This is a genomic window from Micromonospora sp. L5, assembly GCF_000177655.2.
Taxonomy (GTDB): domain Bacteria; phylum Actinomycetota; class Actinomycetes; order Mycobacteriales; family Micromonosporaceae; genus Micromonospora; species Micromonospora aurantiaca.
Genome location: NC_014815.1, coordinates 4929395 through 4941831, shown reverse-complemented (window position 1 = coordinate 4941831; position 12437 = coordinate 4929395). Strand labels below are relative to the sequence as shown.

The 12437-nt window shown below is 73.0% G+C and carries 8 protein-coding genes; all 8 read right to left on the bottom strand.

Going from position 1 to position 12437, the window contains the following annotated elements:
- Window positions 1-6: 6 nt before the first annotated feature.
- Window positions 7-1362: a type VII secretion protein EccB gene (gene eccB, locus ML5_RS22815; RefSeq protein WP_013476340.1), complete on the bottom strand. Its 1356-nt coding sequence runs from the start codon at window positions 1360-1362 to the stop codon at window positions 7-9.
- A gap of 6 nt (window positions 1363-1368) precedes the next feature.
- The gene (gene eccD, locus ML5_RS22810) at window positions 1369-2778 is read right to left on the bottom strand and encodes a type VII secretion integral membrane protein EccD (RefSeq protein ID WP_013286982.1); all 1410 of its coding nucleotides are present in this window, start codon (window positions 2776-2778) and stop codon (window positions 1369-1371) included.
- A gap of 13 nt (window positions 2779-2791) precedes the next feature.
- On the bottom strand, window positions 2792-6751 hold the full coding sequence (gene eccCa / locus ML5_RS22805) for a type VII secretion protein EccCa (protein ID WP_013476339.1): 3960 nt from the start codon (window positions 6749-6751) through the stop codon (window positions 2792-2794).
- Window positions 6748-7146: a hypothetical protein gene (locus ML5_RS22800; RefSeq protein ID WP_013476338.1), complete on the bottom strand. Its 399-nt coding sequence runs from the start codon at window positions 7144-7146 to the stop codon at window positions 6748-6750. The genes eccCa and ML5_RS22800 overlap by 4 nt, the downstream gene beginning before the upstream one ends.
- Window positions 7147-7148: 2 nt before the next feature.
- On the bottom strand, window positions 7149-10526 hold the full coding sequence (locus ML5_RS22795) for a hypothetical protein (RefSeq protein ID WP_013476337.1): 3378 nt from the start codon (window positions 10524-10526) through the stop codon (window positions 7149-7151).
- A 42-nt stretch (window positions 10527-10568) separates the two neighbouring features.
- Window positions 10569-11417, bottom strand: coding sequence for a hypothetical protein (locus tag ML5_RS22790; protein ID WP_225319862.1), 849 nt, complete (start codon window positions 11415-11417; stop codon window positions 10569-10571).
- A gap of 123 nt (window positions 11418-11540) precedes the next feature.
- Complete coding sequence (locus tag ML5_RS22785) at window positions 11541-11843, bottom strand: WXG100 family type VII secretion target (RefSeq protein WP_013286988.1); 303 nt, start codon at window positions 11841-11843, stop codon at window positions 11541-11543.
- A 37-nt stretch (window positions 11844-11880) separates the two neighbouring features.
- Entirely contained in the window at window positions 11881-12201 is a 321-nt protein-coding gene (locus tag ML5_RS22780; protein WP_013286989.1) for a WXG100 family type VII secretion target, read from the bottom strand.
- Window positions 12202-12437 lie beyond the last annotated feature (236 nt).

The window sequence follows — 12437 nt, the reverse complement described above, 5'->3', positions numbered from 1 at the left end:
ATCGACCTACCCCACTTCTGCGGCCGCGAGGGCCCTCATGCCCAGCGCCGGGCCCTGGGGCACCAGCGCGAGCAGCTCTCTCGGGAAGGGAACGCTCACGACCCGGTCGAGCTTCAGCGCCCGTACCGCGTCCTGGTCGCCGATCGGGTACGCCTTTCCGTCGTCCGCGATGTACGTGGGCAGGGGTTGCGCCGCACCGGGGCCGACCGGCGCCGGGAGCACCGCCATGCCGCTGCCGGGCGCCAGGAGCACCGTCGTGCGGCCGTCGGGGCGGACGCCGGAGCGGGCCAGCGGGACGAGCACCGCGGTGCTGTCGAACCGCGTCCCGTCCACCGCGCTCTGGCGCAGGCACAGCGCGTACGGGCCGGGTTCCTGCGGGGTGAGGCCGGTCAGGTCGGGCAGCCGCGTGAGCAGCGACCGGTCGGCCGACATCCGGGCCGCGGCGAGGTCGGCGGCGCTCAACTCCACCGGCTCCTCCCCGGAGGTGGCGGTGGCCAGCAGGAACTCGGTACGGCTCAGCGGCGCGAGGCCGTCGCGGCGCAGCACCAGCAGTTGCTCCGCGCCGGTGTCGGGCCGCTGCCGGAACAGCGTGCCGATCGGATACGAGCGGCCGCCGACCCGACCGGAGCGGCCCTCGCCGGGGATCTCGGCCGGCGCCAGGTCCGGTCCGTCGGGCAGGAAGTCGAGCCAGTCCTGCGGGGCGGGCACCTTGCGGGTGGTGGTGGCGCCGAGCGCGGCGAGCACCGCCGGGTCGGCCACCCGGTGCCTGCGGCCGGCGGTCACCAGGTAGGTGGGTCCGTCGGCGGCACGGACGACGGCGAAGCGGTCGGTCGGCAGCGGGACGGCCTCGGCGCGCGGGTCGAGGTTGAGGCCGAGGCGGTCGCCGGGTTCGTCGGCGACGGAGCCGGGCAGGCAGGCCAGCCACGGGCCGGCGACCATCGACCCGGTGGCGACCGACTGCGGGGCGCCGTCGATGCCGATCGACGGTCCGCGCGGAACGTCCTTGATCGACTCCTTGGAGATCAGCTTCACGGTTGCGCCGCTGCCCTGGATCAGCATGGCCGAGGTCAGGTTCGGCGTCGGGCGCAGCACGCCGTCGAGGTAGACGTACCGGTTGCCGCTCTCCTTCTCCACCAGGATCACACCGCTCTTGGTGTACGCCTTGCTGCCGCCCGGGACGATCCAGCCGTAGACGGCGAACCCGGCCACGACCAGGACGCTGATGAGCACGCCGAAGGCCAGGCCGGTGACGGCGCGCTGCCCGGGAATCTCCGCCGTGGACGGGTCGCCCTGCACCAGGGCGGAACTCAACCGGCCCATCATGAACTGGTGGGCGTGGACGTGGTCGCGCTGGGTCTGCACCGCCGGCTACCCGAAGAGTCCGCGGGCCCAGGCGTAGAGCCCCAGCACCTGGGCGAGCACCGGCAGCACGACCAGGCCGGTCGCGACGTCCAGCCCGCCGGCGGTGTACTCCCAGAACGGCAGCATGCGCCGCGGCCACGGCCGCAGCGCGGCCGTCACCAGCGGCACCAGAAGGGCGACGAGCCCGCCGAGCAGGACGTACCGGCCGGTCGGGGCGAGCTTGTCGGAGAACATCAGGGCCACCATGAGGTAGCCGACGGTACCGGCCGCCACCAGGGCGACCCGCTGCCAGAACCCGAAGAAGGTACGCGAGCGCAACAGGATTGCACTCGATGTCACCAGCACGAGTGTCCACCCGGACCAGCCCGGCACCCGCATGGTGTGGTGCATCAGCACCGGCAGGACCAGGGCGGACGCGGTCATGCAGGCGGTCAGGTAGGTGTCCGCCTCGTCCGCGCGCGACTTGACCAGGTCGGAGTCCTCCGGCTCGATGTCGTACGACATGTCGGCGCCGGTCTTGGGCAGCTGCGGTCCGCGCAGCCGGGCCAGCTTCACCGCCGCCCGGGGCGCGATCACGATCAGCACCAGGATCACCGACACGGCCACCGCGGAGACCTGCGGCGCGGTGAGCGCGAAGCCGTCACCGGCCAGCAGCACGAGCACCACCATCGCGGCGGTCAGCGCGACGATCAGCAGCGGGGCGAACGGCATGACCGGCGTGACCGTACGCTGCGCGATCAGTAGGAACGCGGTCACCGCGACGACCGCGACGGCGGCGGCCAGCCCGGCGGCGGCGGTCCAGGCCACGCCGTCCGGGTCGCCGTCGACGGCGCTGGACGCGGCGACGGCCGCGAAGAACGCCGCGCCGCCGCCGAACAGCAGCGGGAACGCGCCGTCGGTCTGCTGGCGGGCGCTGACGATCGCCGCGGTGAACAGCCCGGCCGCGAGCACCGCGCCGGCGATCACCTGGGGCAGCACCGGCCCCCGGTCCACGAGTACGGCGGCGATCAGGCCCATCGCCACCAGGGAGAGGACGAGGAACAGCACCCGGCGGTACTCCGGCTGCCACCTGTCGGCCCGCCGGTTGACCACAGTGGCGACGCCCTCGGCCAGGTCGTCGAAGTCGAGTTCGGGCAGCGGGTCCTGTGCCGGGCGCAGGTGCAGTTCCTCGCCCTCCAGCCAGTCCAGGCTCTCCGGCGTGCCGGACAGCTCGAACGGCGGCTGGCCGAGGCGTTGCAGCACCCACGACTCGTCGGGCACCTCGCCGTCGGGCACCCGGGCCACGTCGGTGGTGTGCCGCACCAGCAGCGGCATCAGGTTCGCCACCGGCATCCGGGCCGGCACGGCCAGATCGGCCCGGCGGGCCGGCCCGATCACCGTGATCCGGCACAGTTGGTCGTTCAGCGCTGCGGTCACCAGCGAGCCTCTCTCATCGGGCCGTGTCCGACACGAAACCGGTCTGCATCAGGCGTACGCCGCGCCGGGTGACGAGCTGGGCGCGCCCGGGCGGCAGTTGACGGGGCTTCGCCTCGCCGAGGAACTTGCCCTCCTCCTTGGGGTAGGAGAAGAGCGTCGCGGGCGTGCCCAGCTCCCACATCCGCCGGATCACCGGGTCCATCATGGCCCGCATCGCGCCGGAGGTGCTCCGCGCGACGATCACGTGCAGGCCGATGTAGGCGCCCTGGGCCAGCAGCGGCAGGAGCGGGTCGAGCGTCGAGCCCATCCCGGTGCTCTTGGTCATCAGGTCGTAGTCGTCGACGATGACGAACAGCTCCGGCCCCTCCCACCAGTCGCGCTTGCGCATCCGCTCGGACGAGACGTCCGCCCCGGGCATCCGCCGGTTCATCGAGACCGACGCCTGGCCGGCCAGCTCGTGCATCTTGTCACCGGTGAACGCGAAGCCCACCTGGTACGCGGCGCCGATCGCGGTGTCCAGGTCTCGGCGCGAGTCGCCGAGCACGACCTTCGCCCGCTCCGGCGGGTAGTGCTGCTGGATGGACCGCAGCACGAGCCGCAGCAGGTTGGTCTTGCCGGTCTCGCTGTCACCGAGGACCAGCATGTGCGGGGTGGTCATGAAGTCGTGCCAGACCGGGGCGAGACGCTGCTCGTCCTGGCCGATGACGAACTTGAAGTCGGACTCGGGCGGCGGCAGCGTCTCGACCATCAGGTGCGCCGGAAGCATCCGTACCGGCGGGGCGGCCGGGCCGGGCCAGAACGTGCCGATCTCCTCGACCACCGACTTGGTGGCCTCGGCCAGGTCGCCCACCTCGGAGCTGCCGTCCATCCGGGGCAGCGCGGCCAGGAAGTGCAGCGCCCCCGCGGTGAGGCCGCGGCCGACCTGGTTGGGCACGGTGGCCGCCTTGCGGGAGCCGTGCTCGGACTCCATCGCGTCGCCGAGCCGCAGCTCCAGCTTCGTGCCGAGCAGGTCCCGCATCCAGGTACGCAGCTCCGACCAGCGGGTCGCGGTGACGATCACGTGCACGCCGAAGGACAGGCCCCGCGAGGCGAGTTCCTGGAATTTCTGCTCCAGTTCCTGGAAGTCCTGCTTCATCGTGTACCAGCCGTCGATGACCAGGAAGACGTGCCCGAAGCCGTCCTCGATCACCCCGTCGGCGACCTTGGCCAGGTAGCTGGTCATGGAGTCGAGGCCGTGCCGCGCGAACTCGGCCTCGCGCCTCTCCATGACCTGGAGGACCTCCTCGACCGTCCGGACGACGCGGTCGCGTTCCATCCGGGTCGCGATCGAGCCGACGTGCGGCAGGCCGGCGATCGAGGCGAGACCACCGCCGCCGAAGTCGAGGCCGTAGAACTGCACCTCGCGCGGCGTGTTCGCCAGCGACAGCGCCAGGATCAGGCTGCGCAGCAGCGTCGACTTGCCGCTCTGCGGGGCGCCCGCGATGCCGACGTGGCCGTCCGCGCCGTTCAGGTCGACCACCAGCAGCTCGCGCAGCTGCTCGGCGGGCCGGTCCACCACGCCCACCGGCACCCGCAGGCCGCCCTGGACGGCCGGGTCGTCGATGGTCATGCCACGTACCGGGTCGGGCAGCACACTCGGCATGAGCGAGTCCAGGCTGGGCGCGCTGGACAGCGGCGGCAGCCAGACCTGGCGGGCCGGTGGGCCCGAGCCGGCGAGCCGGTCCAGCAGCACCTCGACCAGGCTCGGCCCGTTCGCGTCGGCGGCGGGCTCCTCGACCTGCTCGGCCGGGCGCTCCGGCCCGGGGTCGTGGCGCACCGCGACCTGCCGAGTGGTGAACGGCACCACGTCCGCGGTGGGCTCGTCCCCGGCGTCCGCGACGCCGCCGCGGCGTCCACTTCCGGTGTACGCGCCGGAGACGTACGCCGCCTTGAAGCGCACCAGGTTCGTGGTGTCCACCTTCAGGTAGCCGTTGCCGGGCTCGGGCGGCAGCTCGTACGCCGCGCCCACGCCGATCACCGACCGCGACTCCATGGAGGAGAACGTGCGCAGCGCCAGCCGGTACGACAGGTGTCCCTCGACCCGGTTGATCCGCCCCTCGTCCAGGCGCTGGGAGGCGAGCAGCAGGTGCACGCCGAGCGACCGGCCGAGCCGGCCGATGGACACGAACAGGTCCATGAACTCACTCTTGCTGGACAGCAGCTCGCTGAACTCGTCCACGATGATCAGCAGCACCGGGAAGGGCACGAGCTGGGCACCGTTGCCGCGCGCCTTCTCGTAGTCGAACAGCGAGGCGTAACCGCTCGCGCGCAGCATCTCCTGCCGCCGGGTCATCTCGCCGTTCAGCGCGTCCTGCATCCGGTCGACCAGCGGCAGCTCGTCGGCCAGGTTGGTGATCACCGCCGAGGTGTGCGGCAGCTTGTCCATGCCGAGGAAGGTGGCGCCGCCCTTGAAGTCGACCAGCACCAGGTTGAGGATCTCCGAGCTGTGCGTCGCGGCCAGGCCGCAGACGAGGGTACGCAGCAGCTCCGACTTGCCCGAGCCGGTGGCGCCGATGAGCAGGCCGTGCGGCCCCATGCCGCCCTGCGCGGACTCCTTCAGGTCCAGCTCGATGACCTCGCCCTCCTCGGTGACGCCGATCGGCACCATGAGGCGGTTGCGTTGCGGTGTGCGGGTACGCCACAGGGCCTGCACGTCGAAGGTCATGGCGTCGCGGATGCCGAGCAGCGTGGTCAGTTCGAAGCTGGTGTCCAGCGGCTCGTCGGAGACCTCCAGCGTGCCGCTGGTCCGCTTCGGCGCGATGATGCGGGCGAGCGCCTCGCACTGGGTCTGGTCCAGGCCGTCCCGCTTGGCCGAGCCGGTCGTGGCGCCGGCCGGGAACTCCACGACGTCGTCGGTGACTGTCAGCCGCAGCACCTTGGGGCCGCCGGGCATCGCGCCGGTCAGGTCGAGCAGCACCACGTTGCGGATGCCCGCGCCGAGCAGGCGGGAGCTGTCCGGCAGGTCCACCAGATGCGCGACGATGACCAGGAACGGCTCGCTGGTGGTCGGCCTGACGGCCCGGTCGTGGTCGCCCCGGTCGGTGATCTCCGGGCCGAGCATGTCCATCAGCGCGTCGTGGCTGCCGGCGAACATCCGGACCGGACCCGCCGCGTCGTACGCGGTGGGGTGCGCGTTGTGCGGCAGCCACTTGACCCACTCCCACGGGCCCCGGTGCACCTCGGCGGCGAGCACCGCGATCCGCAGCTCGTCCGGGGCGTGGAACGTGGCGAGCTGCGCCACCATGGCGCGGGCCAGGTCGATCGCCGGGTCGATCGCGCCCTCGAACTCGACGCTGGTGAAGCTCGGCAGGCCGACGGAGGTGGGGATGCCGGACACCGTCCGGTACGCCTCGGAGAACCGCCGCAGCGAGATCGACGACAGCGGTTCGAGGTCCTCGATCGGCTTGGTGGACGGCGGGTTGAACTTCAGCATCGCGGTCTGCCGGCCGAGACCGATCCGGACCCGGCCGAAGTCGTCGTGGCTGGGCCGGCGCTCCCACAGCCGGCTGCCCATCGCGATCGACCACAGCCAGCCCGGCTGCGGGTTGTTCCACAGCACGTGGCGGCGCTGCTGGTCGGCCGCCTCGCGGGCCTGCTTGCGCAACTGCCCGATGTAGCGGAGGAAGTCGCGCCGCTCGCCGCGCATCTTGCGCTTGCGCTCGGCGGCCGCCCGGCCGATCTGCATGACGCCCATGAGCAGCATGCCGCCGGCCATCGCGCCGCCCATCACGTACATCACGGGGGTGCGGTTGTAGAGGCCGAACATGGCGAGCATCGCGCCCATGCCGAGGCCCATCGGCACGACCATCGCGAACGAGCGGAAGTCGAGCGGGGCCTCCTCCGCCATCAGCGGCGGCTCCTGGAGCTCGATCGAGCCTTCCGGCGCCTCCGGACCGGGCGCGCGGGGCGGGCGCTTGACGGTGACCGTACTCATCCGATCGTCCCCGCGTCGGCGCCGTCGCCGCCCCAGACGGTGCGCTCCTGGCGCAGCAGCTTCACCGCGTAGCGGTCGTTGCGGTAGCGCTCGGCCACCTTGACGTCGTCGTCCTCCTCGGCCTGGCGCTTCTTCTCCTTCTCCGCCCGCTCCTCCTCGTCCCTGCGGCGTCGCTCCTGCTCGGCCCAGAACGCGTCGGCGCGGGCGGCCGCCGCCTTCTCCTCCTCGGCCAGCGACGTCGTGAACTCGGCGTCGCTGACGCCGGGCTCGCCGCACCGGCGCATCTTCTCCAGGTCGGCGCTGAAGAAGTCGAACGTGCCACCGGCCGGCCGGGGCGCCTTCGCAGGCGTGACCCGCCGCCACACGGCGCGCGGGGGCTGCGGTGTCTCCGACATGGTCACCCTTCCCTGCCGTCGTCCGCTGACGTACCGGTCAGCCAGTCCGCGTCGCTGAGGTCGTCCCAGTCCGTCGTGTCGTCCGGGTCGTCGTCCGGCCGGACCAGCGGAACGTGGTCGTCGGCGGCCGGCCGGGCGCGGTCACCGCCCCAGACGGCGTCGTCCTCGCGCAGGCCGGCGGCGGGCTCCCGGTCGGCGCCGGGCTCGCGGTCGTCGTCGCGATCGGAGCGACCCCGGACCGTACCGGCGCGGGCCGGGTCGTCGGGGTCCGCGCCGGGCGTCGCGCGGCCGGAGGGCTGCGGGCCGGGACCGGCGAGTCCGGCCACGGCGGCGGCGCCGGCCAGGCCGAGCGCGCCGGGGACGGCGACGGCAACCTCACCGTCGGCCACGGCAGCGGCGACGCCGGCCTTCCGGTGCGTCCCCTCCGGACTGCCGCCTCCCGGCGAGACCGACGGGTTCGACTGCGCGGTCGGGTTCGGCTGCCCGGACGGGTTCGGCGTGGCCGTCTGGGCGGGTGGGTTCGGCACCGGGCCGGGCTGGGCGGGCAGGCTCGGCTGCCCTGGCTGGCCGACGATCACCGGAGCCGCCACGACACCGCCGACCGCCGGCGGCACGTCGGCCGGAGGCGGCGCGACGGCCGGAGGCGGCGCGACGGCCGCGGGCGGCTCGGCCTGCGGCTGCGGTTCCGCCGCCGGGGACAGGTCGACCACAGTCGGCACCTCCACCGCCGTCGGCGGTGCGATCACCTCGGGTACGGGTGCACCCGGCGACGTACCGCCGGTGCCGGACACGGGCGCTGCCGGAACGTCCGGCGCGGCCGGTTCCTCGACGGCGGCCTCCGGCACACCCGGATCCGGACCGGCCGGCGGACCGTCCGGACCCGCTTGCGCGCCCGGCACACCGGTGACCGGCACGGAACCGTCGAGGTCCGCCGTGCCGCCCCCCGGCCCCGGCTGCGGGCCGGACACGTCGGCGACCGGCGCGGATCCGTCAAGGCCTGCGCCACCGGCCGTCGTGCCGTCGCCCGCCTCCGGCGCGAAGTCACCCGGTCCGGCCGGGGTCCAGTCGGTCTCGTCGGGCCGGATCAGGCCGGACGCGTCGGGCGCGGCCCGGGGCGTGGTCCCGGCGGGTGCGTTGCCGCCCGGCGGGCCGGCCACCGGCGGCACCACACCCGCGATCGGCGGCGTCGCACCGGCGATCAGCGGCGCGGAGGGAGGCGGCTCCACCAGCCCGGTGCCGCCCGCACCTGCGCCCGCGGGCGCCTGCGGTCCTGCGGCGTCGAGGGTCGACGGGCGCCAGTCGTCGATGTCCGCCTCGATCAGCCCGGAGGCGTCGGGTGCGTCCGGCACGCCCCCGCCGGGCGTGCCCGCACCGGCGCCCGGCGCGCCCGGCGCGCCGGGCATCATCGGCATGGCGGCTCCGGGCGGCGCCGCCGCGACCGGAGAGTCGACGCCGACGCCCGGGGCCACGGGCGGGCCGGCGGGGATCTGCGGACCGTCGACGCCGAGCCCGTCGCCACCGGGCGGCGCACCGGCCGACCCGTCCGGCACGCCCGCGTCCACGCCCACCGGTCCCCAGGTCTCGGGGTCGCCGCTGACGAGTCCCCGGGCGTCGGGCGACTCGGCCCCCGCGGGGTTGTTGGCTCCGCCCGCGGGCCCCGGCATGCCGGGCACGGCCGGCATCGGGGCACCCAGCCCGGCGCCGCCGGACGAGGCGCCGGCCGGTGCGCCGGGAACCTGCACACCGTCGAACCCGGGTGACCGCCAGTCCGCCTCGTCGCCCTCCACCAGGCCCTTGGCGTCCGGCGCCTCGGGGACACCGGAGCCGCCACCGGCACCGGCACCGGGCGCGCCCGCGCCGGGCATGCCCGGCATCATCGGCGACTGGAAGCCACCGCCACCGGGCACGGCGCCACCGGGGGCGGCCGGGATGTCCACACCGCCGACGGCGCCGGGGGCGAAGTCGTCGCTGTTGCCGAGCAGCCCGTTCGCGTCCGGCTTCTCCGGCAGTCCGGGGCTGCCGCCCGCGCCGGGGCCGGCGCCGCCGGGCGGGCCGAATCCCGGGATGCTCGGCGCGGTGAACCCGCCGCCCGGTCTGCCGATGCCGGTTCCCGTGCCCGTGCCCGCCCCGGGCTTCGGGCCGCCCACCTCACCCGGCCCGGAGAACGACGGCGGCTTGACCGAGCCGGCGCCGCCCGCCCCGCCACCGAGGTTGGCCGAGCCGGGCGGCTTGACGCCCGGCGGTACGACACCGGAACCGAGCCCGCCAGGCAGGCCGCCCCCACCCGGTACGCCGACGCCCGGGAAGCCGACGCCCCCCGGGCCGTTGATGCCCGGCGCGTCGAATCCGGGCAGCCCGCTGCCGCCGCCGGGGGTGGGACCGCCGATCTCGCCGGGGCCGGAGAACGACGGCGGGGTGACGCCGCCCGGCCCCTGGCCGGAGCCCGGACCACCGATGCCGGCCAGGTTCGGGGGCGTGATGGTGGGCACTGTGATGTTCGGCGGCGTGGTGAACCCCGGCGTGGTGATGCCGCCGACGGGTGGCGGGGTGAACCCCGGCGGGGTCAGTGTCGGCGGGGGTGTGAGGTTCGGCGTCGTGAGGTTCGGCGTCGTGAAGTTCGGCATCGTTGGCGTGGTGATGCTGGGCGTCGGCATGGTGATGCCGGACGTCCCCGCCTTGTCGGTGGTCATCTTGTACTGCTCGGCGACCGTGTGGACGACATCGGCCATCTGCTGGGCCATCGGCTTCTCGTACTCGGTGCCGCTGATCGGCACCGGACCGCTGCCGCTGCCGACGCCGTTCTGGGAGGCGATCGTCGCCCAGGCGCCGTCCAGGTAGGAGATCGTCTGCTGGGCCCAGGAGAGGTGGTTGGCGGCGTCGTAGAGCTGCGACGGCAGCGACGTGACGTTGGTCGAGGAGTTGATGCTGTTGGCCGCCGTGGTGGAGTCCGGAACCGCGCCGCCGGCGAGGTGCTCGGCCTGCTTGCCGAGCAGGTCGGCGTAGAAGTTCATCTTGTCCCGGAACCCGTTGGCCGCCGGACCCTTCCACGCCTTGTCGTCGCCGACCATCGAGGCGACGGCGGTGCGGATGGTCTGTTCGAGCCAGATCAGCAGGTCCTGCGTCGCCTGGAAGGCCCGGGCGGCCTCTACCACCGACCCCACGTTGACGCGGCCGGCCGCGTACTTCAGGCCCTCCTCGCTGAACACCGCGGCGCCGCCGTTGACCGAGGCCATGAGCTTGCGCCAGCCCCGGGTCTCGGTCGCCCAGGTCCGGTAGTCGTACAGGTCGCCGACGGGGATCACCTTCGGGGGGAAGGTTCCTTCCGGCTCCGCCGGGTCGTTCCACCCGTCGAGCTTGGTGTCGCCGAGACCGTTTCCCATGCCCCGTCCCTCTTCGCGAACTGCCGGACCTGTCCGCCCGCGTCAGTTGCCGTCGGTCTTGATGATCTTCTGGCCGTAGGTGCTCAGGTTGTCCAGGCCCTTGAAGGAGTCACCCATGATCTCGCCGAGCTTGTCGGTGGTCAGCGCGTTGAGTTCTTCGAGGTTCCGGTAGTCCGCGGCCATCTTCAGCAGGGCGGTCTGCACCGCGAGGAGAGCGGTGTTCATGTTGACGAGCATGTCCTTCATGTCGCCCTTGACGCCGCCGTCCTGGGCCGTCGCCCCGACGACCGCCTGCCGCAGCACCTCGGCCCGGGCGAAGGCACCGGGACGCGGGTCGATCGCGCCCACCTGGTCAGCCGTGGTGAGCAGGATGTTCCCGGCGCCGGTGATCTTGCCCAGGATCTCCTTGGCGAACCACTCCAGCGCGGCGGTGTTCACCGCGACCCCGCTGGTCGAGGCGGTGTCACCCTTGAACGTCGGGTTGATTCCCGGCGGGGTGAAGCCCGAGTTCGTCGGGGTCTTGTCCTCGTCGATCCAGTCGGACTTGTCGGTGAACGCGGGCGGCGTCACGTTCGACGGGTCGGTGATCTTGTCCTTGTACGTCTTGACGAGGTTCCGCCAGCCGTCGGTGTCGAGGATGTTCTTGTCGTACCACTCGCGGGCCTCGATCCACTCCGGATGCTCGGCGCGGACCTCGTCCTTCCACCGCTCGTAGTTCACCCCGGTGCGGTTGTTCTGGTGCTTGTTGTAGAAGGCCATCCAGGAGTCGTACGCCGCCTGGGTGGTGCCCTCCGGCTTTCCGATGGCGGCGTCGCCCATGCCGTAGGCGTTCATCGCGCTGATGGCTTTGTCGTTGGGGTATCCCCAGTCAATGCGGGCCAAGGAGCTCACTCCACTCGGGTGTCGACGGCGGAACGCTGGCACAGACCCCAGCGGCCCGGGTCGTCTAGCTCACCGGGCCGGGGACGGACGACGCCGGCCGCCACGCCGCGTCCGCGGCGGCCGTCCGGCGGTTCAGCCGCCGCGGACGTCGTTCCAGATCATGGCGTGACGCTGCTCGGTGGTGCCGTAGTTGTCCGAGATCTGCAGCAGCGTCATGCGGGCCTGCTCCAGGTAGCCGACCATCGAGTCGGCCGCCTGGTTCCAGGCCAGCTTCGAGACCTTGTACTGCTCCTGGGCGGCACCGGTCCACTGGGCGAGGCTGGCCTCGACAGTGCGCTCCATCTCCTCCAGCGACGACTGGATCTGGCCGTTGATGCGGTTCATGTCGGTCAGCACGGCGTCTGCCTGCACGAAGTCGAAGGTGTAGTTGGACACGTCAGTCCTCTCGGGAGATCGGGGGTCGGGGTACGGCTCAGATGCCCGGCAGGGCGGCGCCGAAGGAGTTGGCCACGCTCGACGCCTCGTCCTCGGCCGTCTGGTAGCCCTTGGTGGTCACGCCCATGACCTCGAGCATGTTCAGCAGCTCGTTGATCACCCGCTGGAACGCGTTCTCCCAGTTGTCCATCGCCTGGTTGAAGCCCTGCGACGCCTGGCCGGTCCAGGAGGAGATCAGGATGGCCATCTGCCCGTTCACGGCCCGCAGCTGGCCGGTGAAGGCGGTGGCCTTGTCGGAGAACTCCTGGGCAGCCCGCTGCATACCCTCTTCGGTGGTACTGACGGTCGGCATCGTCACGGCCGGACTCCTCATGTCAGGGAAAGGTGGCAGGGAAGAGTGTTGATCCGCGGCCGCGCCCCGCGGCAACCCGGTCGCGCCACCATGTCCGAACGTCACCCAACATTGCACGGCAGCGCCCCCGCAACCGCCGCCACCGGCCGACAGCCCGGGAAGAGTGGTTGCACTTTCATGCACTGATCCCCGGCCGGAGTTCCGGCGCGACAGTCGTGGCGTCTTCACTGGACCGCGACGTC